23 protein-coding genes and 1 other RNA gene are annotated in these 25,752 nt (G+C 66.6%); 7 read left to right on the forward strand and 17 right to left on the reverse strand.

All coding sequences use genetic code 11. The features are described 5' to 3' along the window. Positions 1-3 precede the first annotated feature (3 nt). The 5 genes from EIP75_RS10465 to EIP75_RS10485 all read right to left on the reverse strand — a co-directional run bounded on the left by EIP75_RS10465 (position 4) and on the right by EIP75_RS10485 (position 6,353). Positions 4-243, reverse strand: coding sequence for a hypothetical protein (locus tag EIP75_RS10465; RefSeq protein ID WP_125243217.1), 240 nt, complete (start codon positions 241-243; stop codon positions 4-6). Then, entirely contained in the window at positions 243-2,552 is a 2,310-nt protein-coding gene (locus EIP75_RS10470) for a xanthine dehydrogenase family protein molybdopterin-binding subunit (RefSeq protein WP_125243218.1), read from the reverse strand. The genes EIP75_RS10465 and EIP75_RS10470 overlap by 1 nt, the downstream gene beginning before the upstream one ends. Further along, positions 2,552-3,577, reverse strand: coding sequence for an FAD binding domain-containing protein (locus EIP75_RS10475; protein WP_125243219.1), 1,026 nt, complete (start codon positions 3,575-3,577; stop codon positions 2,552-2,554). The genes EIP75_RS10470 and EIP75_RS10475 overlap by 1 nt, the downstream gene beginning before the upstream one ends. Next, positions 3,574-4,095 carry a (2Fe-2S)-binding protein gene (locus EIP75_RS10480; protein ID WP_125243220.1) on the reverse strand — a complete coding sequence of 174 codons (522 nt, stop codon included), beginning with the start codon at positions 4,093-4,095 and terminating at the stop codon, positions 3,574-3,576. The genes EIP75_RS10475 and EIP75_RS10480 overlap by 4 nt, the downstream gene beginning before the upstream one ends. Before the next feature lie 86 nt (positions 4,096-4,181). Next, a complete protein-coding gene (locus EIP75_RS10485) occupies positions 4,182-6,353 on the reverse strand; it encodes a hybrid sensor histidine kinase/response regulator (protein ID WP_125243221.1) in 2,172 nt (723 codons plus the stop codon). Between the two features lie 209 nt (positions 6,354-6,562). Here EIP75_RS10485 and EIP75_RS10490 point away from each other — a divergent pair, with 209 nt between their 5' ends. After that, the gene (locus EIP75_RS10490) at positions 6,563-6,946 is read left to right on the forward strand and encodes a phasin family protein (protein WP_125243222.1); all 384 of its coding nucleotides are present in this window, start codon (positions 6,563-6,565) and stop codon (positions 6,944-6,946) included. A 27-nt stretch (positions 6,947-6,973) separates the two neighbouring features. On the opposite strand, the gene EIP75_RS10495 is transcribed toward EIP75_RS10490, so the two are convergent. After that, complete coding sequence (locus tag EIP75_RS10495) at positions 6,974-7,429, reverse strand: hypothetical protein (RefSeq protein ID WP_125243223.1); 456 nt, start codon at positions 7,427-7,429, stop codon at positions 6,974-6,976. Positions 7,430-7,618: 189 nt separating this feature from the next. On the opposite strand from EIP75_RS10495, the gene EIP75_RS10500 reads away from it, so the two are divergent. The 3 genes from EIP75_RS10500 (at position 7,619) to EIP75_RS10510 (ending at position 12,361) form a co-directional block, all read left to right on the forward strand. Beyond that, positions 7,619-9,514, forward strand: a complete 1,896-nt coding sequence (locus tag EIP75_RS10500; protein ID WP_125243224.1) for a putative bifunctional diguanylate cyclase/phosphodiesterase — start codon at positions 7,619-7,621, stop codon at positions 9,512-9,514. 170 nt (positions 9,515-9,684) lie between these two features. Further along, positions 9,685-11,205: a choice-of-anchor I family protein gene (locus EIP75_RS10505; RefSeq protein ID WP_199758556.1), complete on the forward strand. Its 1,521-nt coding sequence runs from the start codon at positions 9,685-9,687 to the stop codon at positions 11,203-11,205. Positions 11,206-11,284: 79 nt separating this feature from the next. Then, complete coding sequence (locus EIP75_RS10510) at positions 11,285-12,361, forward strand: metal-dependent hydrolase (RefSeq protein ID WP_125243225.1); 1,077 nt, start codon at positions 11,285-11,287, stop codon at positions 12,359-12,361. Positions 12,362-12,370: 9 nt separating this feature from the next. Here the strand turns inward: EIP75_RS10510 and EIP75_RS10515 are convergent, their stop codons facing one another. The 3 genes from EIP75_RS10515 to EIP75_RS10525 form a co-directional block, all read right to left on the reverse strand. Next, the gene (locus EIP75_RS10515; protein ID WP_125243226.1) at positions 12,371-14,839 is read right to left on the reverse strand and encodes a TonB-dependent siderophore receptor; all 2,469 of its coding nucleotides are present in this window, start codon (positions 14,837-14,839) and stop codon (positions 12,371-12,373) included. A 73-nt stretch (positions 14,840-14,912) separates the two neighbouring features. Then, positions 14,913-15,887, reverse strand: a complete 975-nt coding sequence (locus tag EIP75_RS10520; RefSeq protein ID WP_125243227.1) for a FecR domain-containing protein — start codon at positions 15,885-15,887, stop codon at positions 14,913-14,915. Beyond that, positions 15,884-16,381 (reverse strand): sigma-70 family RNA polymerase sigma factor, encoded by a 498-nt coding sequence (locus tag EIP75_RS10525; RefSeq protein ID WP_125243228.1) that lies wholly within the window; start codon positions 16,379-16,381, stop codon positions 15,884-15,886. Before EIP75_RS10525 ends, EIP75_RS10520 begins: the two co-directional genes overlap by 4 nt. Positions 16,382-16,477: 96 nt before the next feature. On the opposite strand from EIP75_RS10525, the gene EIP75_RS10530 reads away from it, so the two are divergent. Then, the gene (locus tag EIP75_RS10530; RefSeq protein ID WP_125243229.1) at positions 16,478-16,777 is read left to right on the forward strand and encodes a hypothetical protein; all 300 of its coding nucleotides are present in this window, start codon (positions 16,478-16,480) and stop codon (positions 16,775-16,777) included. A gap of 41 nt (positions 16,778-16,818) precedes the next feature. Here EIP75_RS10530 and EIP75_RS10535 read toward each other — a convergent pair whose 3' ends face one another. Both EIP75_RS10535 and EIP75_RS10540 read right to left on the reverse strand, forming a co-directional pair. After that, complete coding sequence (locus EIP75_RS10535) at positions 16,819-17,037, reverse strand: hypothetical protein (RefSeq protein ID WP_125243230.1); 219 nt, start codon at positions 17,035-17,037, stop codon at positions 16,819-16,821. Between the two features lie 92 nt (positions 17,038-17,129). Continuing rightward, on the reverse strand, positions 17,130-17,384 hold the full coding sequence (locus tag EIP75_RS10540) for a hypothetical protein (protein ID WP_125243231.1): 255 nt from the start codon (positions 17,382-17,384) through the stop codon (positions 17,130-17,132). Between the two features lie 170 nt (positions 17,385-17,554). On the opposite strand from EIP75_RS10540, the gene EIP75_RS24125 reads away from it, so the two are divergent. Further along, on the forward strand, positions 17,555-17,776 hold the full coding sequence (locus EIP75_RS24125; RefSeq protein ID WP_125243232.1) for a hypothetical protein: 222 nt from the start codon (positions 17,555-17,557) through the stop codon (positions 17,774-17,776). A gap of 46 nt (positions 17,777-17,822) precedes the next feature. Continuing rightward, a complete protein-coding gene (locus EIP75_RS10550) occupies positions 17,823-18,068 on the forward strand; it encodes a hypothetical protein (protein WP_125243233.1) in 246 nt (81 codons plus the stop codon). A gap of 125 nt (positions 18,069-18,193) precedes the next feature. Here the strand turns inward: EIP75_RS10550 and ssrA are convergent. The 6 genes from ssrA to EIP75_RS10580 all read right to left on the reverse strand — a co-directional run bounded on the left by ssrA (position 18,194) and on the right by EIP75_RS10580 (position 25,664). Further along, positions 18,194-18,565: a transfer-messenger RNA gene (gene ssrA, locus EIP75_RS10555) on the reverse strand. A 99-nt stretch (positions 18,566-18,664) separates the two neighbouring features. Next, complete coding sequence (gene argJ / locus EIP75_RS10560) at positions 18,665-19,894, reverse strand: bifunctional glutamate N-acetyltransferase/amino-acid acetyltransferase ArgJ (RefSeq protein WP_125243234.1); 1,230 nt, start codon at positions 19,892-19,894, stop codon at positions 18,665-18,667. A gap of 70 nt (positions 19,895-19,964) precedes the next feature. Then, a complete protein-coding gene (locus tag EIP75_RS10565) occupies positions 19,965-20,786 on the reverse strand; it encodes a LytR/AlgR family response regulator transcription factor (protein WP_125243235.1) in 822 nt (273 codons plus the stop codon). Next, positions 20,783-22,024, reverse strand: coding sequence for a sensor histidine kinase (locus tag EIP75_RS10570; RefSeq protein WP_233584798.1), 1,242 nt, complete (start codon positions 22,022-22,024; stop codon positions 20,783-20,785). The genes EIP75_RS10565 and EIP75_RS10570 overlap by 4 nt, the downstream gene beginning before the upstream one ends. Before the next feature lie 36 nt (positions 22,025-22,060). Further along, positions 22,061-24,232: a TRAP transporter large permease subunit gene (locus tag EIP75_RS10575; RefSeq protein WP_125243236.1), complete on the reverse strand. Its 2,172-nt coding sequence runs from the start codon at positions 24,230-24,232 to the stop codon at positions 22,061-22,063. 178 nt (positions 24,233-24,410) lie between these two features. Next, the gene (locus EIP75_RS10580; RefSeq protein WP_125243237.1) at positions 24,411-25,664 is read right to left on the reverse strand and encodes an MFS transporter; all 1,254 of its coding nucleotides are present in this window, start codon (positions 25,662-25,664) and stop codon (positions 24,411-24,413) included. Positions 25,665-25,752 lie beyond the last annotated feature (88 nt).

The raw sequence follows: 25,752 nt of genomic DNA on the forward strand, positions 1-25,752 counted from the left end.
CAGTCAAGCCTTGTTCTTGCTTGCCCCGCGGATGTTCATGGCTGCCAGGCCCGCCTGCAATGCAATGAGCGCCCAGGCCTGCGTGCTCCATCCCCACGCCACCCACAGCACATTGCTGAGCATGTAGACCCAGAAGCCCCACTTGCGGTGCCGCTCGGACCGGGAAGCCACCAGCCAGGCCGCACCCAGCGTCACCGCCATCGCGGGCCATTGCAACAGATCGAGCAGGTCCGAGCCGTCCATCAGGCTGTGCCCTCCGGCCGCATCACCTTGTCGGGCGTCATGGGCGTGCTGCGCACACGCCGTCCGGTGGCATGGAAGATGGCGTTGCTCACCGCGGCTGCCACGCCCACGATGCCGATCTCGCCCACCCCCTTGGCCCCCAGGCTGCTGACCACGTCGTCGTGCTCTTCCACGAAGATCACGTCAATGTCGTGGATGTCGGCATTGACGGCCACGTGGTACTCAGAAAGGTTGTGGTTCATGAAGCGGCCCAGGCGGTGGTCGGTGAGGGTGTCTTCGTGCAGGGCCTGGCTGATGCCCCACACCACACCCCCCACGATCTGGCTGCGTGCCGTGTGCGGGTTGATGATCCGGCCGGCTGCGATGGCACTGACCACACGGGTCACGCGCACCGTGCCCAGCTCTTCATCGACCTTCACCTCCACGAACACGGCCGAATGCACGGCACGCACGAACTTCTTCTGCCGCAGCATGTTGGGCAGCATCAGGTATTTCTCGTCGAGCTTGGAGACGCCTGCGGTGCTCAGGACATCGGTGATGCGAAGGGCCGCGGCCGGATCGAGGGTGGACTTCACCATGCCGTCGGCGAAGCGCACGTCCTTGAAGCGGGCGCGGGCCAATGGTGAACCAGGCAGCGCGCGGGCCAGCTTGAAGAGCTTCTTGTGCAGTTTCTCGCACACCCCCTGCACGGCCGAGCCCACCGTGGCCACATGTGATGAGCCGCCTTCGATCGGCGCCACCGGCAGGTCGGAATCGCCCAGCTCGAAGCACACCTGCTCGATCGGCAAACCCATGGCGGCGGCGGCGATCTGCGTCATCACGGTGATGGTGCCAGTGCCGATGTCGGTGGCAGCGCTGCTGACCACCAGCCGCCCGTCGGCGTGCAGCACGGCGCGGGCCCGCGCGAACATCTGCATCGCATCCCAGGTGCCCGTGGCCATGCCCCAGCCCACCCAGTCGTCGCCCTCCCGCATGGAGCGTGGTGCCAGGGGACGTCCATGCCAGCCGAAGCGCTCGGCGCCCTGCGCATAGCAGGCACGCAGCTCCTTGCTGGAGAAGGGCAGGTCCTTGCTGGCATCGCGCTCTGCGTAGTTCTTGAGCCGCAAGGCCAGGGGGTCCATCTTCAGCGCATGGGCCAGCTCGTCCATGGCCACTTCAAGCGCGTGCACCCCATGGGCTGCTCCCGGTGCGCGCATGTCCATCGGTGAATAGTGGTCCAGATCCACCAGGCTGTATTCCATCCGCACGTTGTCGCACTGGTAGAGCTGGCCGGACCAGTTCACCACCACCTCCACGTAGTCTTCCAGCCGCGAGGTTTCGGCGATGGCTTCGTGCAGCACCGCGGTCAGGCGGCCATCCGGCTCGGCCCCCAGCCTCAGGCGTTGCCAGGTTTCGGGCCGGTGGCCGAAGGTGAACATCTGCTGGCGCGTGAGCACCACGCGCACGGACCGGTTGAGGTGCAGTGCGCCCATCACGGCCAGCAGCAGCTGGTACTGCGGGCGCAGGCCGGACCCGAAAGCGCCGCCCACGAAGGCGTTGCGCACCGTCACGCGGCTGCGCGGCAGACCGAACACGCGCGACACCACCCAGCGGCTGTTCTGCGAGCCTTGTGTCTTGTCATGGATGGTCAGGTGGCCGTCTGCGCCCAGCAGCACAGTGGAGGCGTGCATCTCCATCGGGTTGTGGTGCTCGACGCCCGCGTAGTAGCTTGCATCGATGCGCACCGGCGCGGCCTCGAAGGCGGCATCGGCATGGCCACGCGGCTCGGGCGGTGGCGAGTACCCCGCCTTGAGGCGGCTGGGCTGGTGGGCACGACGCAGGTTGCTCAACAGATGGGTATCGTGCGGCTCGGCTTCGTATTGCACCCGCACCAGCGATGCGGCGTAGCGGGCGGCTTCGAAGGTCTCGGCCAGCACCAGGGCCACGGGCTGGCCGCTGTGGTGGATGTGTTCATCGTGCAGCGGCCTGAAGGGCGTGCCGCCGGGCGAGGTCATGTCCTTGTAGAACAACCCCGAGTTGCGAACCTTGGGGCGATGGGCGTGCGTGAGCACGTCCAGCACCCCCGGCACGGCCAGCGCGTCGCTCAGCTCGAAGCCTGAGATGCGGCCGCGCGCAATGGTGCTGTTCACCACCACCCCGTGCACGACGTCGGGAGAGGTGGCGGGATCAAGGCCCTGGTGATGGTCCATCAGGTGTTCCGCCGCGTACCGGGCCTGGCCAGTGACCTTGGCATGGCCGTCAAGCCGCTTGACAAGGGTGCCCAGGGCCACCGGTGTGGCCAGGTTCGCAGCAGGATCTCGGGCGTTCATCAGGCGGCTCCCAAAGGCTGGGGCGTGCCCCGGGCGGCCCGCTGCAGCGTGCGCACGATGGCGCGCCTGGCCAGCGGGATCTTGAAGTCGTTGTCGCCCTGGCCCTGGGCGCCGTGCAGCAGTGCATCGGCGGCCTGGGCGAACCTGGCGTCGTCCACCGGCTGGCCCACCAGCAGGGCCTCTGCGTCCGGCTGCCGCCAGGGCTTGTGCGCCACACCGCCCAGGGCCAAGCGCGCCTCACGCACGTGACCGTCCGGGCCAATGTCCAGTGCCGCGGCCACCGACACCAGTGCGAAGGCATACGAGGCGCGGTCGCGCAGCTTGAGGTAGGCGCTGTGTCCACGCAGGTGGTCGGCTGGCGGCAGCTCGATGTGGGTGATGAGCTCGCCGGGTGCCAGGGTGTGGTCCTGCTCCGGGCGGTCTTCGGGCAGACGGTGAAAGCTGGCCATGGGCACGGTGCGGCTGCCTTGAACGGACTGCACATGCACGCTGGCGCCCAGGGCCGCCAGGGCCACGCACATATCGGAGGGGTGCGTGGCGATGCAGTGCGGGCTGGCTCCGAGGATGGCGTGCTGCCGCGTCAGCCCACCGATGGCGGAACAGCCGCTGCCGGGCAAGCGCTTGTTGCAGGGCGCGGCGGTGTCGTAGAAGTAATGGCAGCGCGTGCGCTGCAGCAGGTTGCCGCCGTTGCTGGCCATGTTGCGGATCTGCGGTGATGCGCCCGCCAGGATTGCGGTGCTCAGCAAGGGGTAGTGAGCGCGCACCAGGGGGTGCCAGGCTGTGTCGGCATTGCGGGCCAGAGCACCCAGGCGCAGCCCGCCAGCAGGGGTGGGCTCGATGTCGTACAAGGGCAGGGCGTTGATGTCGACCAGGCGTGCCGGGCGCAGCACGTTCTCCTTCATCAGATCGAGCAGGTTGGTGCCGCCAGCGATGAACATGGCCGGGCCCAGGGCGGCGGGCGCATCATGCAGGGCGGCCAGGGCAGATGAGGCGTCTGCGGGCGCGTCGTAGGCGAACGGCGTCATGCGCTGGCCTTGTGCGCTGGGCCGAACATCACCTGGCTCACCGCCTGCACGATCTGCGGGTACGCGCCGCACCGGCAAATATTGCCGCTCATCAGCTCGCGCACCTGGTCTTCATCGTGGGCCTGTCCTTCACGCATCAGGCCCACGGCGGAGCACAGCTGGCCTGGCGTGCAGTAGCCGCACTGGAAAGCATCGTGGTCGATGAAGGCCTGCTGCAAGGGTTGCAGGGCCTCGCCATCGGCCAAGCCTTCCACCGTGGTGATCTCGCTGCCATCGCGCATCACGGCCAGCGTCAGGCAGGCATTGATGCGGCGCCCATCGACCAGCACGGTGCATGCGCCGCACTGGCCATGGTCGCAACCCTTCTTGGTGCCTGTCAGGTCGAGGCGGTCACGCAGCAGGTCGAGCAGGGTCACCCAGGTTGCCACCTCCAGGTGATGGGCCGTGCCGTTGACGGTGAGCGTGATGGGGCGCGTCGGTGGCGGGGCGGGGATGGGCCTGTCGAGGTCTGCGGGCATGGCGGCTCCGGGCGGTGGGGATCACGTCCTCTGGCAAAGGACGTTCCCAAGGCACGCCTGCCGCGCGCCGCCCCGCCTGGGCCTGCTCAGACGACGGGCTGGCGGAGCGATTCGAGGGTGTGGGCCAGCCGCTGGATGTCGACCGGCTTGACCAGGTGGTCGAGGAAGCCGGCTTCGCTGGAGCGCTTGCGATCGTGCGGCTGGCCATAGCCTGACAGCGCTAGCAGAGGGGTGTGCTCATGCCCCGGGACCCGGTGGATGGCTTGCGCCAGCTCGTACCCATCCATCACGGGCAGGCCGATGTCCAGCACGGCCAGGTCGATGGCCTGGCCGTCCAGCATCTGGAGCGCCGTGGGGCCGTCATGCACCACCAGCGCGCCATAGCCCCAGGAGCGCAGCAGTTCTCCGAGCATGCGGGCGGCGTCTTCGTTGTCGTCCACGACCAGCACCGTGCGGCCGCTGCCCTGTGGCGTGCCGCTGCGCTCATCTCCGGCATATGGGCTGCCGGCATCTTCGGGCAAGCGGGGAAGGGTCAAGGTGAAACTGCTGCCCTGGTCCCTCCCCTCGCTTCGGCAGCTCAGGGTGCCGCCATGGAGCGTGGTCATGGTGCGTGCAATGGTCAGCCCCAGGCCCAGACCGCCCTGAGACCGGTCGATGCCCTGGCGCCCTTGGGCGAACAGGTCGAACACGCGCGCCTGGTCATCTGGCTCGATGCCGACGCCGTTGTCATGGACCGTCAGCTGCACCTGGCCTTGCTCGTTCACCTGGGCAGAGATGCGGATGTGCCCCTCTGGCGGTGTGTAGCGCGCGGCGTTGGTCAGCAGGTTGGAGATGGCCTGCCCCAGCCGCACAGGGTCGGCCATCACCTGCAGGCCGACGGGAGGCACCTCGATCTGCAGGGTATGGCGGCGCTGCTCAATCAGGGGCGAGGCGGTTTCCACGGCCCGGCCCACCACGGACCACAACTCGGTGGGATTGGCCTGCAGCGTGACCTGGCCGCGGATGATGCGCGCCACGTCCAGCAGGTCGTCCACCAGGCGCGCCATGTGGTGCACCTGTCGGCCGATGATGGCGCGCTCCCTCTCCGAGCCGGTTTCACCGCGCATCTCCATCAGGTGCAAGGCGATCTGGATCGGCGCGAGGGGGTTGCGCAACTCATGTCCCAGCATCGAGATGAACTCGTCCTTGGCCCGGCTGGCCTGGCGCAGGTCATCGGCCACCTGGCGCAGTCGGGTTTCGATGCGTGAGCGTTCGATGAGCTCGGCCGCCTGCCTGGCATAGAGATCGAGCATGCGCATGGCGCTGTCGGCAGGTTGGGTCGGTTCTTTCCAGTGCGTGGACAGCATGCCCATGGGCACGCCATTGCGGCCCAGCAGGGGCGTGCTTTGCACGGCGCGGTAACCGGCTTCCCGGGCCACTTCGCGCAGCGAGGCGTAGCCCTCGTCCAGGTTGACATCTGGAATCATCACGCGGGCATTGCTGTGCAAGGCACGCCCGCAGGCCGATTCGGCCGCGGCATCCACGGTGCTGAAGGTGCGCAGGAATGCCTCGTCAAACCCGCGCTGTGCACCGATGCGCAACGTCTGGTGTGCGGCGTCGAACAGCTGGATGTTGCCTTTGTCGGCAGCCATCATCGTCAAGGTGGCGTCCAGCACCTCGTGCATCGCGCTGTCCAGATCCTGGCAATGCAGCAGGCGTGATACCAGCTCGTGCAGCTGTCTCATGGCGCGCAGCTCGTCGGCCAGCACGGCTTCGGCTTCGACGCGGCGTGTGACGTCGACGATGGTGACCATCACCCCCTGCACCTGGCCTTGCGGTCCGCGAGCGGGGCTGTAGCAGATGGTGAGGCTGTGCCTGCGCGGCTGGCCTTCGAGCTCCAGCACATAAGGCTGGTCTTCCATGAAGACGCTCTCGCCGGTGGACATCACCCGCTGGTAGATGGGCTCATTGAAATGCCACACCTCGGGCCAGCAGGCCTGTGTCGGGCACCCCAGGTAGGCCGGGTGCTTGTCGCGCATCAGGCGTGCGTAGGGCTCGTTGTAGATCTGCAGGAGATCGGGGCCCCACAGCAGGATCATTGCGAAGCGGTTGTCCAGCAGCGAGGAGACCAGTGCACGCAAGGTGTCTGGCCAACCCTCGATCGACCCCAACCCGGTCTGCGACCAGTCTTTCTCGCGGATCAGCCGCGCGAGTTCACCCGTGCCGGGTGGCCAGGCTGTCTGCTGCGTCTCCCACCGACGTTCTTCTTGTTCGCTCATCCAGGATCCTTGCGTCTTGCTGCGCAGGCTTTTGGCGGTTGGACGGCCTCGGAGCGGGCCGTGTTGCAGGGGGTGCAGAACAGTCTACCCGTTTGCCTTGGCCCTTGCCCTTGGCGGGCATAGGCAGGCATTCGGATTGCCATGGATGGAAGGTGCCCTGGCGTGCGTTGTGCGTGCCAGGGCTCGCATGTGTTTGCAAGGAGCCCACCATGTACCAGACCGCACTCAATCTTCACGATGCCTCCAGTATCTTCAATCCAGTTCAGGCGACTGAGCTGGCGTTGCGAGGTGCCGAGCACCTGTATGAGCTGAACGTTTCAACGGCTCGGCTGCTGCTTCAAGCCCAGCTGAACACTGCCGTGGCGTTCGGCATGCCCGACTGGTTGCCGTTCTTCGACCTGGCCACCGATCAAACGCGCAACATGTGGCTGGCCGGCGCGGGACAGGTGCTGGACGCTGGTCAGCGCACCAACGATGTCGCGACAGAACTGCAAAGGCAAGCAGGCCAGATGATCGAATCCCAGGCATCGGAACTGGCCAACCCCGATTTGCCGATGAACCCGGTCAGTCAAGCCGCCCGCATGATGATGTGATCAGGAAGGGCATGCCTGCCTGAGCGCTCATGTTCCGGCCTGCTGAACGCGGGCCGAATCGGACGTGAGTGCCGGGTCATCGGGATTTTCTTCCTCCGAGTCTTCCTCATCGACGGTCAGGTTCTCTATGTCGACAGCCTGCGGATCGTCCAGTGACACCAGGTCTGGCGAACTGTCCAGGGCTTCACTGGCCGGCAGGATCACCCGGTCTGGGGCCACGTCCGAGCCGTCCTGCACATGGTCCGGGGTGGCTGATCCACGCTCGCCTGTGCCTGCGGTATCGCTGTCCGCTTCTGGATCGGTGTTGCCCGCGCCAGAGATGGCTGCCGCGCGGCTTTCCAGATCGTCGTCGGTTTCCACATGCAGTTGCCCCTGGATGTCGGATCCGCTGTCGGAGCTGTCGCTGGGGCCGAGCGCATCGGCATCGGTGCCTGCGGCGTGGGTAGGGGCGGGCGTGGCGCCCCAAAGACTGTTCTTGGCCATGGTCTTGTCTCCGGCGTCTAAGGTGTTGACCAAGCCAGAGGCAATCGATGTGCCTTCGCCCTGAGCGGCAAAAAGTCACCACCTGACCTCAAATCGCACCCTTTGGTTTTGTGTAACTGCGGCCGATAAGTTGTCATGGACTGTCCCCATGAGCGGGGGCTCGTCCGATTTTGACAAGGACGAGGCGCGGTGAAGGCGAGCAGGGAACAGCATTCAGGAGGGAATCAGCAGGCTGGGCGTCGCCGTCTGGCCTGGCTGCCATTCACACTCGCCCTGGTGGTGGCTGCCTTGCTGCTGACCTGGCAGCGCCTGTATTTCGAAATGCAGGATGTGCGGCGCGACGCTCTGGGCGAGGCCGAATCCATCATGACCGTGATCGAGCTGTCCCGTGCGATGAGCTCCACCGATGCGGCGCCCTGGCTGACCAGTGCCTCCAGCCGTTTCACGGACGTGGTGTCGTCCAGCTATTGCGTGCAAGGCCGTTGTTCGGCCAATTATCACCAGCGAGGCAGCGCGTTGTGCTCGGCGGGTGATCAATGGGATTCGGTGTGTGTGCAGTCCTTCCCGCGGGGAACGACATCGGCTTTCGTAGAGGTGCGCCACAGCCTGATCCCGGCCTACCAGGCCACCTTGCGGGATCTGCTGGTCGTGAGCATCGTGGCCCTGCTGGGGCTGGGCACCTGGTTCAGTGCCGAGCAGCGTCTGCGTCAGCAGGTGCTGCGCCGCGAAGACCAGCTGCGCCATGCGGCCCGCCATGACGCCCTGACCGGCCTGCTCAACCGCGCAGCCTTTGAAGAAGTGCTGTCGGCCCATCTGAGCCGGCCGAAGGCCGAGCGGGCCCCCGCCACCTTGCTCTACCTGGACCTGGACGGCTTCAAGCACCTCAATGACACGCATGGCCACCACATGGGTGATCTGGTGTTGCGCGAGGTGACGCACCGCTTCGCGAAGGCCCTGCCGGACGCGCAGGGCAGCATGGGCCGGCTGGGCGGCGATGAGTTCGCATTGATCCTGCCCGGTGTCAGCGAGCCGCTGGCCGTGGCCGCGGCGGTGGATGCGCTGACGGAGAGCCTGGTGGCGCCGTTCGAGGCCGAACAGATGTCGGCCCAGCTGGGCGTGAGCATCGGCGCCGTGGTGCTCGATGCCGAGGTGCACACGGCCGAAGAGGCCTTGCGCCGTGCCGACGTGGCCATGGACGAGGCCAAGCGACTGGGCCACGGCAAGCTGGTGCTGTTCGATGACCTGCTGGGATCGCGCGCGCGCCGCCGCCAGTTCATCCAGTCCGAGCTGCGCCCGGCCATCATCCAGGGGCAACTGTTCCTGGAATACCAGCCCCAGGTCGGCATTGATGGCGGCGTGCGCGGGGTGGAAGCCCTGGTGCGCTGGCGCCATCCCCGTTTCGGGGTGATCCGCCCTGACGAGTTCATCTCTGTAGCGGAAGAAACCGGCCTGATCCTGCCCCTGGGCCTGGCCGTGATCGAGATGGCCTGCCGTGACCTGGTGGCCTTGCGCGCGCAAGGTGTGGCCCTGCCGTATGTGAGCGTGAACGTGTCGCCCCGGCAGTTGGCCGATCCTCAACTGGTGGCGGCGCTGATGAGTGCCTTGCGGCAGCACGGGCTGGGCCCGGCCGACATGGAACTGGAGGTGACCGAAGGCGCGGTGATGGAGGTCAATGGGGCTGAAAGCTCCGTGCTGGATCACTTGTCCGCGCGCGGCTTCCGCATTGCCATTGACGACTTCGGTACCGGCTACTCGTCGCTCAGCCGCCTGCAGCGCATGAAGGTGGACAAGCTCAAGATCGACCGGTCCTTCATCGAAGGCCTGGGCGAGCCGGGACACGACCCGATGCTGGTGGACATGATGTTGGCGCTGGCGCGCCGCATGAACGTCAAGAGCGTGGCCGAAGGCGTGGAAACCCAGCAGCAGGCCGACTGGCTGCGTGCGGCAGGCTGCCACATGATCCAGGGCTACCTGTATGCCAAGCCGATGCCGCTGGCGCAACTCGGCGCCTGGATGAAGACCCACTCGGGCGAGCATGAAGACGACGAGGATGTGTGGTCGCCGACGATCTCTGCGGAGTTGTGAGTCGCGCCCTGGCGCACGCGCCATCTGGACACATCGGACTCAGCAGCCTTGTGTCTGGCCGATGAGTGGCGCCCCCTTGATCGAGTGATCCATCGGGACCATGTCGTCACGGGACTGTCATGGAGCCTGGGCAGTATGCCGGCCTGAAACACACCCATTCTGAGCAGTCCATGACAAGCAAGCCTTCCATCGCCCGTCGCCTGTGTGCAGCCCTGACGTCGGTTGCCCTGGCCTCGATCGCCGTCTCCGCCTCGGCCGGTGCGCTCGACGACATCAGCAAGAGCTGGAGCTACCAGCACAGCAGCACGGGTGGTTTCCTGTCGGAGATCGTCGGCTTCGATGCCAGCACCAGCACCCTGTGGGTGGCCGGTGTGAGCGGTGTCGATGTGTTGAACGCCCGCACCGGTGCCTTCATCGACCGCATCGACGTGTCGGCCTACGGCCAGATCAACAGCGTGTCGATCAACAACGGCATCGCCGCCTTTGCCATTGAATCCAGCGTGCGCACCAACGCCGGGTTGGTCACCTTGTACGACACCAGCACGCGCTCGTTGCTGGCCGGCAGCAGCCCCATCACGGTGGGTGCGCTGCCCGACATGCTGACCTTCACCAAGGACGGCAGCAAGATCCTGGTGGCCAACGAGGGCACGCCCGGCACCTACGGCACGCGCATCGGCAATACAGTGCCACGCAACTACGGCGCAGCCGCCAATGACCCGGTGGGCAGCGTCAGCATCATCGACGTGGGCAGCCGCACCGTGACGCACACCGCCACGCTGGCCGGCGTGCCGCAAACGGGCACGAACATCCGCACCAACACCGGCATGGATTTTGAGCCCGAGTACATCGCGGTCAATGCCGCGGGCACCAAGGCCTACGTGACGCTGCAGGAGGCCAACGCCATCGGCGTGCTCAACGTGCAGACCGGCCAGTTCGAGAAGGTGATCGGCCTGGGCGCCAAGGATTTCAGCCTGCCCGGCAACCGCATCGATGCGCTGAACAACGGCAGCATCAACCTGAGCTCGGTCAACGCCAAGGGCCTGTACATGCCCGATGGCATCGCCGTGTACGAGAAGAACGGTCAGACCTTCGTCGTGATGGCCAACGAAGGCGATTTCCGCGAGGACGACGGCGACCGTTCGGCCGCCAGCAGCCTGGGCGCCACGGGCGAGCTGGCCAACCTGCGCGTGACGAACACGGATTCGTCCGCGGGCAACCTGTTCGCGGCAGGCGCACGCTCTTTCTCGATCCGCGACGAGGACGGCAACATCGTCTACGACAGCGGCGAGATCCTGGACCGCGAGGCCATCGCCCGCGGCATCTACGACGATGGCCGCAGCCGTGACAAGGGCGTGGAGCCCGAAGGCGTCGAGGTGATGGAGATCAACGGCCGCACCTTCGCGCTGATCGGCCTGGAGCGCACCACCAAGGCCGGCATCGCCGTGTTCGACATCACCGATCCGGCCCACGCCAGCTTCGTCGACATGATCGTGTCCGACGGCGACCTGGCACCCGAAGGCCTGCGCGGCTACTCGCTGGACGGCAAGTTCTACCTGGCCTTCTCCAGCGAAGGTTCGAACACGACCTCCGTCTACCAGCTGGCCGCAGCCGTGCCCGAACCGCAGACCTGTGCCATGGTGCTGTCGGCGCTGGCCGTGATCGGCGCGATGCGCGCACGCCGTCGTCGGTGAACACCGGGGCCTGATTCGGGCCAGCAGCGACAATGGCCCTGGGCGATGATCCGCCCGGGGCCTTCTTGCTTTCAGGACCATGGATTCAATCACTCAAGCCGTTCTGGGCGCTGCCGTGCATGGCGCGCTATTGGGCAGGGCCCAAGGCCGCCGCGCCTTGCTTTACGGCGCTGCGCTGGGCACGCTGCCCGATCTGGATGTGTTCGTGCGCTATGCCGATCCGGTGTCCACGATGACCTACCACCGGGGCTTCTCGCACTCCGTCTTCGTGCTGACGGCACTGGCAGCCTTGATGACCTGGCTGATACGCAAGCGGTGGCCCGGCGCACCCTACAGTGGGCCGAGGCTCTTCACCACGGCCTGGCTGGTGCTGGTGACGCATGTGCTGCTGGACGCGTTCACCGTGTATGGCACGCAGATTTTCTGGCCCATCGCCTCGACGCCAGCGAGCTGGGCTGCCATCTTCATCATCGACCCCGTCTACACCGTGCCCTTGCTGGGCGCCGTGCTCTTTGCCGGAGCCGGTGGGCTGAGGGGCCGCAGTGTGGCCGTGCTGACATGGGCACTGGTGTTCAGCACCGCCTACCTGGGCTTTGCCCTGGGCAACCGCGTGCTGGCGGAGCATCGCGTCAGCCAGGCGCTGCGTGATCAGGGCATCGTGGTGACGGCGTTGCGTGCCGTGCCGATGCCCATCAACACGCTGGTGTGGCGCGTGATCGCCAAGACACCCGATGGACACTATATCGAGGCCGTGACCAGCCTGTTCGATCGTGCCCCGCCGGAGTGGTTGCGCTATCCGCTGAACCTGGAGGCGGCACGTGTGCTGAGCGGCGTGCCCTTGCACGAGCGGCTCCGCTGGTTCACGGACGACTGGCTGCGCTACGACGTGGTCGGCGATGCGCTGGTGGTCAGTGACCTGCGCATGGGCATCCCGGGGCAGTACACCTTTCGCTTCAAGATGGCGCAGTGCGGCGCGGGCGGCCAGTGGCAGGCCGTGAAACCCTCGGCGTGGGCAGGCCGCTCTGCCGGACTGCCCGAACTCGAACTCATCCTGCGGCGCATCGTGCACCAGCAGCCAGCCTTGCCGCTGGCCGACTGGGCCGATGCCTTCCTGGACAAGCCAGACGGCTTGCCGTCGCCGTCGGCTTGTTTCTGAAGACTCGCCTCAGAAATCGTAGCGTGCGCTGAGATTCACGCTGCGCGGCATGCCCCAGGTGTAGAACAGGCCCTGGCTCGTGAAGTCGGTGACGCCCGAGTAGTACTTCTTGTCGAACACGTTGTCGACGTTGAGGTTGATGCTCAGGTGGCGGTTGACCTGGTAGCGGCCCATCAGGTCGAACAGCCAGTAGGCATCCTGGCGCAGCGTGGCGCTGCCACGGCTGGTGGAAATGGCGCTCTGCCAGCGCGCTCCGCCGCCCACCGTCAGGTTCTGCAGTGGGCCGCTGCCGATGTGGTAGCTGCTCCCCAGCTTGAACTGGTGCTTGGGTGTGGTGGAGGCGCTGTCCAGATCGCTGCTGTTGAGCACATAGCTGCCCTGGGCCTGCCAGCCGCGGGCCAGCTCGCCCGACAGTTCCAGCTCATAACCACGCCGCTTGGCGCCGTCGACGGCCCGGTAGATGCTGTCGCCGCTGGGGGTCGATCCGACCTCTTCAGCCGTGTTGTTCGTGCGCATCCAGAAGTAGGCCAGGCTGGCGTTCAGGCGCTTGTTGAAGAACTCGCCCTTGGCGCCGAGCTCATAGGTGGTGCCTTCTTCCGGGGGCAGCGTGCTTTCGGCCGCGTCCTTGGCGCTTTGTGGCTGGAAGATGCTGGCATAGCTGCCGTACACAGAAACGTTGGGCGCCACGTCCACGATCAGGCCGGCGTATGGCGTGAGCACGCTGCGCTCGCGCATGCTGTAGTTGTACCAGCCGATGTCGGTGACGTCCTTCTGGTCGTAGTCGCTCAGGCGTGCCCCGGCGATCAGCTTGACCGGATCGGCCAGGCTGAAGCGGCCGGCCGCGTACACATAACGGTTCTTGCGGCTGAACAGGTCGTTGGAGTAGCTCAGGCTGTTCCAGTCGCGCTGCGGGATGCCGGCGCCGCCATCGGCGTAGTCGATGCCGACATCGGTCAGCGTGGTGTTGGCACTGCTGCCGCGCAGCAGCGTGGTGCGTGCCCGCGCGCTGCCGGCGCCCAGCAGCAGGTCGTGCGTGCGGCCGAACAGCTGGAAGGGGCCTTGCACATCCAGGCTGATGCTGCCGTTGCGGTCGTCGATGTCGGTGTAGCGGTTGTACTGGACCTGGCCCGGCAGCGCGTAGCGCAGGTAGCCGATCAGGAACTCCGGCGTTTCCACGGTGTCGCGCGCCAGCTGGAGCTTGGCTGTCCAGCCGCCGGCGAAGCGGTGTTCAAGCCGCGCGAACAGGCCCAGCGATTCCTGGTCGTAGCCGGCCCAGGAGGCACCGATGTTGAACGAGCGTCGCATCCGCTCCACTGGTTCACCGGTACCCGAGAACGCCTGGATCGGCGTGGTGCCGCCGGCGCCACGCAGCGTGCGCTCCTTGTAGGTCAGGCCGACGCCGAGCAGGGTGTCCGGCGTGAGGTCGGCCTCCAGCGTGCCGTACAGCGTGGTGTTGCGGTTGTGCTGCCGGTCGCGGAAGGAGTCTGCATCCTTGTGCGCAGCCACCAGGCGCCCGCGCAGGGTGCCGGCTTCATTGAGCGGGCCGCTGATGTCGGCATCGGCCCGGTAGCTGTCCCAGCTGCCCACACCTGCCTTGACGCTGGCCTGGAACTCGTGCGTGGGCCGCTTGCGGATCAGGTTGACGGTGCCGCCATAGCTGCCATCGCCGTTCATCAGGCCGGACGATCCCTTGAGCACCTCGATGCGGTCGATCTCGGCCATGTCGTCGGCCGAATACATGATGTGGCTGTTCCAACCCCAGCCGCTGGACAGCAGCCGATTGCCGTCGACCTTCAGGTTCACGGTGGATCCGCGCACGTTGAACGTGGTCATGTCGCCTTGCTTGGACACGGTCACGCCCGGCGTCTGCGTCAGCACGTCGGACAGTGTTTCCAGGTGGAAATCGTCCATGCGCTGGCGCGTCATCACGGTGACGGATTGAGGTGTCTCGCGCAGCGTGAAGGGCAGGCCTGTGGCCGAGCGGCTCGGGCCGGCCGCGGTGTAGCTCTGGGTGCCTTCGGTGCTGCCGTCGCGTGCGACCTGCGCAGTCACGCGCACTTCTGGCAGTGCGTTGCCCGCTGCGGAAGGGGCGATGGGGGCGGCGTCGGGCACGCGGCGCAGCGTCCAGGTGCCGTTGTCGGCCACGACAGCCTGCAGGCCGGTGCCGACGAGCAGCGTGGACAGTGCTCGCGCGGGCGGCAGGTTGCCTTGGACCCCGGGGCTGGCCAGGCCACGCACGAGTTCAGGCTGGTAGGCCAGCAATACGCCGGAGGTCTTGGCGAAGGCGGTCAAGGCGCCCTCGAGCGGACCGGCCGAAATGCTGTAGGCCACAGCTGCCTGGCTGGCGGCTGTCTGGGCTTTGGCCTCAGGGGTGACCAGCGGGCCGGCGACGGCGAAGGCGGTGGCCAGCGCGGCGGCCAGGGTGGTGCAAGGGAACAGGACGCGGCGGTGCCCGCGTGGCGCAACAAAGTACTGCATGGTGTGTTCGGAAAGAGGAGAAAAAGGGGCTCTCCCTTCCTTGTCGCGCGAGATTCGAAAAGGTACAGACCAGTCAGCCCGCCGGACCGATGCGCACCCAGTAGCGGACCGGCACCTGAACCCGGACAGGCAGCACCTGCCCCAGGGCCTGCAGGATGTGGTCGGTGTCGCCCAAGGGGAACACGCCGGACAGGCGCAGCCCGGCCACCTCGGGCGCCAGCTGGATCAGGCCGGAGCGGTAGCGGCGCAGCTCGTCCAAGAAGGCGTCCAGCCGCATGTCGGACGCAACCAGCACACCCTCGGCCCAGGCGGGCTCGGCCGGTGGCGCCATTGCGGTGGCTGTGCCGCCGGTCGGCAGGCGGGCGGCCTGGCCGGCATCGATGCGCAGCGCCAGGCCGCTGGCGCTGCGCAGCTCTACCGCGCCCTCGAATACCTCGACCTGCGTGCCAGGGGCCGCCGAGCCTTCGGCGTCGTGGCGCACCGTGAAACGCGTGCCCAGGGCCTTGGCACGGCCGGCTGGCGTGTCGACCACCAAGGGTCGTTTGGGCAGATGGGTGTCTGGTGCGGTGGTGATCAGCAGTTCACCCGTGTACAGGCGCAACCGACGCAGCGTGGGGCTGTAGTCGATGTCCAGCGCTGTGGCGGTGTTCAACATCAACTGCGTGCCGTCGGACAAGAGCAGGCGGCGCTGCTCGCCCTTGGCGGTGCGCACCCCGGCCAGCCAGCCATGCGTGGCGACCTGTTCGTTGCCCGCCCAGACGGCCATGCCGGTCACGGCCAGCGCCGCCATGCCGCCCAGCGCGCGCCGGCGGCCTGCAGCCTTTGGCGATCTGGCCAGCGTCTCGGCCAGGCCAGGGGCGTGCGCTCGCCAGCGTGCGTTCGTGGCCTCGATGCGGCGCCAGGCCTGTTCGTGCAGCGGATCGGCGGCGCGCCAGCGCTGCCACTGTGCACGGCTTTCCTCGGTGGCCTCGCCGGACCACAGGTGCACGAGCCAGCCCACGGCGGCATCGACCACCGGTGTCGGCAAGGGCGCGGGCGTCTGGGTCATGCTGCGCTTTCAGGGAAGTAGCAGTGCCGGATGGCCCTCGCCATGTACTGCTTGACCGAGCTCAGCGAGACGCCCAGGCGCTCAGCGATCTCGGCGTAGGGCAGGCCATCGAGTTGTGCCCACAGGAAGGCCGTGCGCACCTTGGGCGGCAGGCTGTCGAGCAGGCGGTCGATCTCGAACAGGGTTTCGAGCACGATGGCGCGTTCTTCGGGAGAAGGGGCCAGCTCCTCGGGCGACTGGGCCAGCGCATCCAGGTAGGCACGCTCCACCTCCCGCCGCCGGAAATGACTGACCATGACGCGCTGCGCCAAGGTCGTCAGGAAGGCGCGCGGTTCGCGGATGTCTGCCAGCGCCGTGCGCGACTCGATCACGCGCAGGTAGGTGTCATGGGCAAAGTCCGCCGCATCACCCGCATGCCCGAGGCGCCGGTGCAGCCACCCACGCAGCCAGCCATGGTGCTGCTGGTAGAGGTGGGTCAGAGACTGCGAATCCATGGCGCTTTGGAATGAGAAACGTTCTCATTATCTCATTTAAATGCGTGCAGGCACCTCGTTTGCTCAACAGGTGAACAACCAGAACTTGGAGACACCATGAAGCACGCCATCGTTCATATCGCCTTGGCAGGCCTGTTGGCCGCCGGTTTCACGGCCACGCATGCACGGTCTGAGAGTGCCCAGACGGCAGCCTCTGCCGCCAGCGGTGCACAGAAGGCATCCAGCGCTGCGCAAGGCAAGAAAAAGGCCAGGAAGCCAGCTTCCCAGGCCAGCAATCCCGGCACCAGTGGAGGCGCCGGCAATCGGTCGGGTGGCGAGGCCAAGGATGGCGCGAGCTTCGACGCCCCGCGGGCCGGCAAGGGCGCTTCGAAACCTACCGGCACTGGCTGGGATTGAAGACGGATGTCTGACAGGCGACCGAATACCCGTCGGGAGCCTTACTGGTCAGATGCGTCCTTGTGCTGTGCCTGTTTCGTGGGGGCGGCGTCCAACAGTGGCGTGAACGCCGTGACGGGCACCCGCCACCGTTCCGGGTTGGTTTCGGCAAAGGCCAGCAAATCTTTCGCGAGCCCGATGCGGATACCGGTTTCCACCGCCACATAGGCCACCGCCCGTTCAAGCACTTCGATGCGGCGTGACAAGGCTTCGTTGTCCATGGTGGTGAGTCCCTCAGGTCGGGCAGGGGTGGATGACACCAGCCATCGTGCCACGGTCTAGGAGCGCAAGAGCAGCCTGTGCATGTTGCTGTTCAGGGATGTGACGAACCGTGCGGGTCGTCTGCGCTGGACAGGTGGACAACTTCTGCCACGGCATGGCGTGCGGCCTCTTCCGGAGCCATGACGCCGTGGGCGTCCTCCCAGAGTCTTTCCGACCAATCGATGGCCTCAGGCAAGCTCATGCTGCCCAGCAGCGGGGCCAGCAGGAGCTTGTAGAGCTCGACCAGCTCACCGGTGCACCGGTTGATCCAGAGATTGCGCGGCGGATCTGCTTCAGGACAGGGCATCGATCACTCCTGGCCGCTTGCAAGGCCAAGTCTTGTTGATTGCTGTATGTTTATACAGTAAATGGCTTGGTTTTTTTCGGACTACCATCGCCATCACCATGACTTTCATAGGGCCCCCCTCGGCCGGCACGAGGCCCAGGGATGCCTGCGACTATCACAAACAGATCAATATGATCATGGTGGTCTTCGACATCGCCGTGGAAAAGGACTACCTGCCCACTGGCGGCTTGCTGATCAGCGCGGCCGACTGGAGAGACTGGACGTGGGGCAGCATCGAGCGCTCGTTCAAGCAATGGAGCACGGCCACGGGCGTGGGTCACGACCCTGGTGCACACCGATCCCTTGCAGCGGCCAGCCCTCAACGTCAAGGGCTACTCCCACTTGGTCTATGAAAAGCTGGCGCGCGGCACCGGCGTGTCCGGCTCGCAAGGAACCCTGATGAAGTACCGGGCCTGGACGGTTGGCTTGATGGGCCTTGATTCGTCCGGCGAGCCGAAGTCTGACCCTCTCTATTCGGCAACCTACACGTCGGACGGCATCAGCTGCTTTGGCGGGCCGCTGTATGGCAACAAGGGGCAGTGCAAGAAGAATTACCTCAAGCTGCTGTCGTCGCACCTCCAGAACATCAACCCGCAGTGGCCCGACCTGCTTGAGGCCCCAGCGATCAGGCCTGCATCGCGCTGAGCGGCCCCATGCCGGGCGCCTGATTCCAGCGATCCAATCCGGATTGCGTCGGGACGAAAAAAAGCCCCAAGTGATTGACTCACTCAGGGCTTCTTGTCGCGCCCCGGGGGCGGAGCGCTTGTGTATGGTGGAGCCGGGGGGAATTGAACCCCCGTCCGCAAGCCATCAACAGGTAGATCTACATGTTTAGCTGACTGATTTGGATCTCGTGGTCACCGTCGCGCAGCAGCACGCTACGGAGCCCACCAGTCACTTGATCTCGGCTTCAACGGAGTGACCCCGCTCAAGCCCAGCCTATGTGAATAACCTCGCAGCCCTTGTCTTGCGACTCAAGCCCAGCCCATAGGCCGACTGTTGCGAGGCTCACCGGTGTTAAGCGGCGAGTGCGAACGATTCGTCGTTGGCAGTTAGTTTGTTTCCAGATGGATTTACGAGCTCACTGGTGCTCGACATGCACTATCCCGCATCCGCACCCACGTCGAAACCAAGTCGGCCCCAGGAAAGTAAGACCATTGTAGGACGGATCCCCGCCCAGCGCTGGCCTCATTCAAGGATCTTGGGCCAGCGGCGCGGTTTTCAAGCCCTGGCGGGCGTGATCAGCTGCGGTAATCCGCGTTGATGGTCACGTAATCGTGCGAAAGATCACAGGTCCACAGGGTGGTGGCGGCGGTGCCGCGCGCCAGGCCCACGCGGATGGTGATCTCGCTCTGCTTCATCACGCGCTGGCCGTCTTCCTCGCGGTACTCGGGGCGGCGGCCGCCCTTGGTCACCACGTGCACATCGTCCAGGTGCAGCTCGATCAGGTTCTGGTCCAGGTCATCGATGCCGGCATAGCCCACGGCGGCCAGGATGCGGCCCAGGTTGGGGTCGCTGGCAAAGAAGGCGGTCTTGACCAGCGGCGAGTGGGCAATGGCGTAAGCGGCCAAGCGGCATTCGGCCTCGTCGCGGCCACCCTCCACGGTGATGGTGATGAACTTGGTGGCGCCTTCGCCGTCACGCACGATGGCCTGGGCCAGCTGCACCGACACGGCGATCACGGCCTCGCGCACGGCGCGGCCCTCGGGGCTGTCCCAACTGGTGATCTCGGCGTGGTCGGCCTGGCGGGTGGCGATCACCACGAACGAGTCGTTGGTCGATGTGTCGCCGTCGATGGTGATGCGGTTGAAGGAGGCGTCGGCCGCGTCCTTGGCCAGGCCCTGCAGCAGCGCGGGCGCGATCTTGGCGTCGGTGGCCACGTAGCCCAGCATGGTGGCCATGTTGGGCTTGATCATGCCGGCACCCTTGCTGATGCCGGTGACCGTGACGGTGGCGTTGCCCACCTTGACCTGGCGCGAAGCGGCCTTGGGCAGGGTGTCGGTGGTCATGATGCCTTCGGCGGCCAGGGCCCAGTTGTCGGCCTTCAGATCGGCCAGGGCGGCGGGCAGGCCGGCCTGGATGCGGTCGATGGGCAGCGTCTCCATGATCACGCCGGTGGAAAACGGCAGCACCTGCTCGGGGGCGATGTCCAGGTGGCGGGCCAGGGCGATGCAGGTGGTCTGCGCGCGGACCAGGCCATCTTCACCGGTGCCGGCGTTGGCGTTGCCGGTGTTGACCAGCAGGGCGCGGATGTCGGTGCCCGCGGCCAGGTGCTTCTGGCAGATCTGCACGGGGGCGGCGCAGAAGCGGTTCTTGGTGAACACGCCGGCCACGGCCGAGCCTTCGGCCAGGGTCACCACGGTCAGGTCACGGCGGTTGGCCTTGCGCACGCCAGCCATGGCGACACCGATTTGCACGCCGGGCACGGGGTGGAGGTCTTGGGGGTTGGGGGCGGACAGGTTGACTGGCATGGGGGCTCGCTCTCTGGCGCGGCGTGAAGCACCGCTTGAAGCCGACGATTGTGCCGCACGCCGATGAGGTCTACATGGCCTTGAACAGATGGGCGTACATGCGGCTGACCTCCAGCGTCTCGGGGCGGCCACGCAGGTGCACGCGCAGGCGGCCATTGGGCCGGTTCTCGCGGCTGACCCGTTCGATGGCGCGCACGTTGACCACGGCGCTGCGGTGCACCTGCCAGAAGCGCTCCGCGTCCAGGCGCGGCATCAGCTCGCGCAGCGGCGTGCGGATCAGCAGCTCAGGCCCCTGGCCGCTGGTGGGGGTGATCAGGCGCACGTACTTGTCGGCGGCCTCGAAGTACAGCACTTCGTCCACCGGCACCAGGACCAGGCCCTGGGCGGTGGACACCTGGATGATGCTCAGCGGAGGCTGGCTGGCCGCGGCCGGCGCGGGGGCAGTCTGCCGCAAGGCCTGGAGGGCCTGCATGGGCGGCAGGGCCGGGTCTTCCTGTCGGGCGGCGCGCAGGCGCAGCTGTTGCTGCAGCCGCTCGCAGGTGCCGGCCAGGCGGGCGGTCTGCACGGGCTTGAGCACGTAGTCCACGGCGGCCTGCTCAAAAGCAGCCAGCGCGTATTCATCGTAGGCCGTCACGAACACCGTCAAGGGCAGGGGGCGGTGCTCGGGCCAGGCATCGGCAATGGCTTCGGCCGCATCCAGCCCATCGCGGCCGGGCATCTTGATGTCCAGGAAGAGCACATCGGGCTGCTCGGCCACGGCCAGTGCCACGGCCTGGTTGCCGTCCTGCGCCAGGGGCAGCAGGCGCAGCTCGGGCCACAGGCGGCCCAGCAGGGTGCTCAGTGCGTGCGCGAGCACGGGTTCGTCTTCCGCGATCAGGGCCGTGGCGTTCATGGGTGAAGGGCGTGGGCAGGGGGCTCGTCCAGCGGCGGCAGCACGCTGGGGCCGAAGGGTGAGATGGATCCGGTGCTCAGGGCAGGCGCGGGGCTGACCGCGGTGTTCAGAGGCAGGCGCAGCGTGACGATGGTGCCGCTGTGGCCGGTGCTCTCTTGCATGCTCAGGCTGGCTGTGCCGCCGTAGGCCGATTGCACGCGGTCTCGCACGCAGGCCATGCCGAAGCCCGGCGGGCCTTGCCGGGCGGCTTCGGCGGCGCGCAGGCCGCGGCCGGTGTCGATCACGCACAGCACCAGGGTGCTGTCTTCCACGCGGGCGCGCAGGATCAGCTGGCCGCCCGGCGGGTTGGGCTCCAGGCCGTGCTTGACGGCGTTCTCCACCAGGGGCTGCAGCAGCAGGGTGGGCACGTGGTGGCTGGCCAGTTCGGCTGGCAGCTCAAGTTTCACCTGCAGGCGCGGGCCCATGCGCACCTGCATCAGCGCCAGGTAGTCGTCCACGCGGGCGAACTCGGTGCTCAGCGGGTGGGTGGTGGTGCGGCTGCCGCCCAGGGTGGCCCGCAGGAAGGTGATCAGGCGCGCCAGCATGTCCTGCGCGCGGGCCGGATCGGATTCGATCAGCGCGTGCAGGTTGGCCAGGGTGTTGAACATCATGTGCGGCTCGAGCTGGGCCTGCAGCAGGCGCAGCTGGGTCTGCAGGGCCTGTCGCTGGGCAGCCTCGGCGCGCACCTCGTTGGCCGCCAGGCGCACGCGCAGGTAGTCGATCGTGAAGGTCAGGATGGTGATGCTGTAGCTCAGCACCAATGACACGGCAAAGGGCGGGCGCTCCCTGGGGATCTCCATGGGCCACCACGGGAACGCCAGGATGGCCTGGGCCAGGAACACCCCGAACAGGCAGGCCAGGGGAATGCCCACGATGGCGCAGAAGGCGATGGCCGGCCAGCCCACCAGGCCGTACACGCCGCGCCGGTCGAAACGCTCGCGCGCGTCGGGCAGCTTGGGCCAGCGCCGCCGGGCCTCGGCCAGCCACACCATGCCCACGATGGTCCAGCACCAGTAGCCCAGGCACATGGCATACGCCAGGTTCACCATCAGGCCGTAGCGCTGGTCTTCGTCGCGGCCCGCCCATTCGATCGCCCACAGGAACAGCGCGATCGACAGGCTCCACAGCAGGTTGAAGCGCCCCGTGCGCGGGATGGAGCCCAGCAGGGTCAGGTCCTTGGGATGGTGGGCGGCTGACATGGGGCGGGGCGCGTCTTCGTCAGTGCGAAAAAAGGGTCATCGGGATGGTGGAGCCGTCCAGCCTTGCAGCCAGGTGTTCAGCGCCGGAAACTCCTTGATCAGCAGCGGCGCAAAGGACACCAGTATCAGGCCCAGCGTCATCACCGCGCAAGGCAGGATCCAACGCTCATACCGGCGGTAGAAGGACTGGTTGGCCACCTCGCGGTCCGAGGCGTCGATCAGGTCTTCGCCCACCACCTGGCGTGCCAGCAGCTGGTTCAGCGCCACCGGCGGCATCAGGTAGCCCAGCTCGAAGGCCACCAGCACCATCACCCAGAAGTGCACCGGGTCGATGCCGCTCTTGTAGGCCAGCGGGGCCAGCGTGCCCGACACCAGGAAGATGGCGCCCAGGGGCTCCATGAACATGCCCAGCACCACCAGCGCGGTGGCCATGAAGGCCATGGCCGTCCAGGCGCTGCTGAACACCTCGGGGGCCATGTGGATGATGCCCGAGCGCTCGATCACGCCGCCTGCCGCCTGCGACAGCAGGATCAGGAACAGGTAGCCGCCCAGGTGGCCGGTGGTCTCGACCGTGGCCGCGCGGATGGACGACTCGACGCCGCGCTCGCGGTGCATCGCGAACGACAGTTGCTGCGAATCGGGCCCGATGCCGCGCGCCAGCAGCAGCTTGTCGAACACCACGATGATGATCATGATGACCGGCATGATGATGGGCGCCGAGATCTCGTTGAGCGGCGTGTCCAGCACGTTGTCGTAGAAGGCCACCACCGCCAGGATCACGGCGATGTAGGGCAGCAGGGCGGGCACCTGGCGCAGCATGGCCGGCACGCCCACGCGTGGCGAGACCACGTCGATGGTGTGCTTCTCACGGCGCAGCTGCGAGGCCGCGAAGAACAGCGTGGACGTGATGAAGAACACGAACAGGCCCCAGTGGAAGAGCTCGTCGCTGGTGACCTCTTTGTTGACGGCCACGATGGCCACCACCAGCAGGCTGGGGCGCAGGACCACACCCAGCGATCCGGACATGGCCGTGGCCGCCAGCGCGAACTGGCTGGATCCGCCCACCGCGCGTACCTCGTGGTAGATGATGGCGCCGGCCGCCATCACGAAGGCGCCGGAGCCGCCGGTGTAGGCCGTCGGAATGGCCGCTGCAAGCAAGATGGCGTAGGTGAGTGCTTCTGGCGACAGCTTCCATGGCCGCAGCAGGTTCATGAACAGGTCGACCACGCGGGTCTGCTTGAACAGCATGCCGCCCCAGATGAACAGGGCCAGCTGCAGCGGGATGTTGGGGAACTCCATCAAGGCGTTGATGTAGATGGCCAGGCCCGAGGGGTGGCCCTGCTCCCAGAAGTAGTGCCCCGAGCTGATCGTCATCAGGCCGGCCAGCGGGATCGTCTTGAGCGCATGGCCCCAGGTGCCATCACCGATGCCATCGGCCGGCTTGTGCGGCCTCAGGCATTGCCACGCGCTGGCGATCAGCAGCGATCCGAACAGCACCATCCACGCAAAGTGGATCAAGGGCTCTTCCACGGCCACGCCCGAGGCCACCGAGATCTGGTAGTAGCGGATGCTGGAGTACAGCGCCACGGCTGAGGCGATCAGCATCGTCCAGGCCTGCACCTTGTAATCGCGCCCGTAGCGAGGCGGCACCAGGCTGATGTGGTGGTAGCCCACCGTGGTGGCCAGGATGGTGAAGCCCATCAGCAGCAGCAGGATCATGGGCCGGTTCTCGCTGCCGAAGCGGAACAGGCCGAAGAAGCTGGTCTCCAGTGTGCGGTAGGCCTTCACGGCCCAGGTGTTGTGATCGGCCACGCGCTGGAACCAGGCATGCTTCTCCTGGCATTGCGCCAGCGTGTCGCGCAGCGACTGGCGCAGCTTGTCGGCATCGAGCGCTTCGTCGGCGAACAGGCTGTCGATCACGTCACCACCGCCGGCGGGCTGGGCGGCCATGCGCTTGCTCACCTCGGCGTCGACGTTCATGTTGGCGTCGCAGGTGGGGCGCACGGGCTCGGCGCGCAGCATGAAGTACTGCACGTGCTCGGCCTTGTTGCCGAAGAAGCTCTCGCCGAAGCGCAGCAACTGCCCGTGGATCATCTCACCGGTGCCGATCACCAGCACCAGCAAGAGCATGGCGATGGTGGGCAAGCCGATGCACCAGTCGGACAAGGTGCGCGGGGCGGGGGCGGGCAGGGTGGTGGCCTGGCTCATGGTTCGTGTCTCCTGTTGCGGCGCCTTGAGGTGCCGTCTTGTGCTCACGTTGTGATGCGTCGCAATCTAGGGCCCTCGAGCCGTCTGCGAAAGCCCCTTGCGATGGATGACACGTTTGTAGCGCCAACCGGCATGCTGATGGAGCCAGCCAGAACCGATGTTCAATGAATGAGCCTGATCAAGGCGCGATGCGGTGTGATGGCGTATCAGGGTTGCCACTAGGTTGGCCGTTGTGCACTGCAATAGATGGGCGAGTGAACCACCAGAACACGCTGGCCACCGCGTTGCCGCCCAGGCCCAGTGCGCACACGCCCGCCCAGCCGTGCAGGTCGTAGAGCCAGGTGGCGGTGATGGCGCCCAGGCCGCTGCCCGCCGCGTAGAAGAGCATGTAGCAGGCGATCAGCCGGCCCTGAGCCTGGGGATCACCCTGAAGGATCAGGCTCTGGTTGACGACATGCAGGGCCTGCACGCCCAGGTCGAGCAGCAGCACACCGATCAGCAAGGCGGCCAGTGAGTGCTCCATCATCACCAGCGGCCCCCAGGACAGCATCAGGCACAGCAGAGCGGCGCCGGTCACCCGCTGTCCATGCTGCCGGTCTGTCCAGGCGCCTGCACGGCCCGCCGCCAATGCGCCCGCCACGCCCACCAGCCCGAGCGCGCCGATGGCCGTGTGCGACCAGGCATGAGGCGGCTGGCCCAGCGGCAGTGCGATGGCGCTCCAGAAGGCCGCGAAGGTGAAGAACATCAGCAGGCCGATCGTGCCGCGCACCTGCAGGGTGCGGTCATGCATCAACAGGCAGGCCATGGAGCGCAACAGCTCAGGGTAGGTCCATCGTGGTTGCTCAGGCGCTGGCCTGGCCGCATCGGTCTCTGGCAGGCGCCACCAAAGCCACAGACCCATCAGCCCGCAAACTAGCGCCGAGGCTGCGTACACGGCGCGCCAGCCTGCGATGTCGCTCAAGGCGCCGGCCAGCGCGCGCGCCATCAGCAGCCCGATGACCACGCCCGCCTGCGCCGTGCCGACCATGCGCCCGCGTTGTGTGGCATGCGCCAGTGTGGCCGCATGGGCGATCAGGCCTTGTGTCATCGCCGTGCCCAGCAGGCCGGTGCAGGTCAGTGCGATCAGCAGTGCCGAAGGAGAGTGCGCCATCGTCACGCCGACCAGGGCCGCGATCAGCAGCATGGACTGGGCCAGCAGCAGCCGGCGACGGTTCAGCAGGTCTCCCAGGGGCACCAGCACCAGCAGCGCGATGACGCTGCCCAGCTGCGCGGTGGTGATCAGACCGCCGGCTGCGGCGCGGGACAGACCGGAGTCTGCAGCCATGGCATCCAGCAAGGGCTGTGCGTAATAGACATTGGCCACACTGATGGCGCAGCACAGCGCGATCAGGCGAGCGGTGCTGATCGACAAGGCCTGATGGATGTTCTTCATGTGGTTTCAAATAAAAACTGGATGATGGGTTGCCATTCTGGTTTTAAAATGAAACCATGTGAGTGAGTGCGGGCTTGTGCCGCACAAA

This window comes from Aquabacterium soli (assembly GCF_003933735.1).
In the GTDB taxonomy this organism is placed as follows: Bacteria; Pseudomonadota; Gammaproteobacteria; order Burkholderiales; family Burkholderiaceae_C; genus Aquabacterium; species Aquabacterium soli.

Coding starts and splice junctions, on each gene's coding strand:
- EIP75_RS10525 (WP_125243228.1), bottom strand. CDS start 16,381: ATGGATTCGCAGTCTCTGACCCACCTCTACCAGCAGCACCATGGCTGG.
- EIP75_RS10580 (WP_125243237.1), bottom strand. CDS start 25,664: ATGAAGAACATCCATCAGGCCTTGTCGATCAGCACCGCTCGCCTGATC.
- EIP75_RS10530 (WP_125243229.1), top strand. CDS start 16,478: ATGAAGCACGCCATCGTTCATATCGCCTTGGCAGGCCTGTTGGCCGCC.
- EIP75_RS10505 (WP_199758556.1), top strand. CDS start 9,685: ATGACAAGCAAGCCTTCCATCGCCCGTCGCCTGTGTGCAGCCCTGACG.
- EIP75_RS10470 (WP_125243218.1), bottom strand. CDS start 2,552: ATGAACGCCCGAGATCCTGCTGCGAACCTGGCCACACCGGTGGCCCTG.
- EIP75_RS10510 (WP_125243225.1), top strand. CDS start 11,285: ATGGATTCAATCACTCAAGCCGTTCTGGGCGCTGCCGTGCATGGCGCG.
- argJ (WP_125243234.1), bottom strand. CDS start 19,894: ATGCCAGTCAACCTGTCCGCCCCCAACCCCCAAGACCTCCACCCCGTG.
- EIP75_RS10465 (WP_125243217.1), bottom strand. CDS start 243: ATGGACGGCTCGGACCTGCTCGATCTGTTGCAATGGCCCGCGATGGCG.
- EIP75_RS10480 (WP_125243220.1), bottom strand. CDS start 4,095: ATGCCCGCAGACCTCGACAGGCCCATCCCCGCCCCGCCACCGACGCGC.
- EIP75_RS24125 (WP_125243232.1), top strand. CDS start 17,555: ATGATCATGGTGGTCTTCGACATCGCCGTGGAAAAGGACTACCTGCCC.
- EIP75_RS10495 (WP_125243223.1), bottom strand. CDS start 7,429: ATGGCCAAGAACAGTCTTTGGGGCGCCACGCCCGCCCCTACCCACGCC.
- EIP75_RS10520 (WP_125243227.1), bottom strand. CDS start 15,887: ATGACCCAGACGCCCGCGCCCTTGCCGACACCGGTGGTCGATGCCGCC.
- EIP75_RS10515 (WP_125243226.1), bottom strand. CDS start 14,839: ATGCAGTACTTTGTTGCGCCACGCGGGCACCGCCGCGTCCTGTTCCCT.
- EIP75_RS10575 (WP_125243236.1), bottom strand. CDS start 24,232: ATGAGCCAGGCCACCACCCTGCCCGCCCCCGCCCCGCGCACCTTGTCC.
- EIP75_RS10490 (WP_125243222.1), top strand. CDS start 6,563: ATGTACCAGACCGCACTCAATCTTCACGATGCCTCCAGTATCTTCAAT.
- EIP75_RS10570 (WP_233584798.1), bottom strand. CDS start 22,024: ATGTCAGCCGCCCACCATCCCAAGGACCTGACCCTGCTGGGCTCCATC.
- EIP75_RS10485 (WP_125243221.1), bottom strand. CDS start 6,353: ATGAGCGAACAAGAAGAACGTCGGTGGGAGACGCAGCAGACAGCCTGG.
- EIP75_RS10550 (WP_125243233.1), top strand. CDS start 17,823: ATGAAGTACCGGGCCTGGACGGTTGGCTTGATGGGCCTTGATTCGTCC.
- EIP75_RS10540 (WP_125243231.1), bottom strand. CDS start 17,384: ATGCCCTGTCCTGAAGCAGATCCGCCGCGCAATCTCTGGATCAACCGG.
- EIP75_RS10565 (WP_125243235.1), bottom strand. CDS start 20,786: ATGAACGCCACGGCCCTGATCGCGGAAGACGAACCCGTGCTCGCGCAC.
- EIP75_RS10475 (WP_125243219.1), bottom strand. CDS start 3,577: ATGACGCCGTTCGCCTACGACGCGCCCGCAGACGCCTCATCTGCCCTG.
- EIP75_RS10535 (WP_125243230.1), bottom strand. CDS start 17,037: ATGGACAACGAAGCCTTGTCACGCCGCATCGAAGTGCTTGAACGGGCG.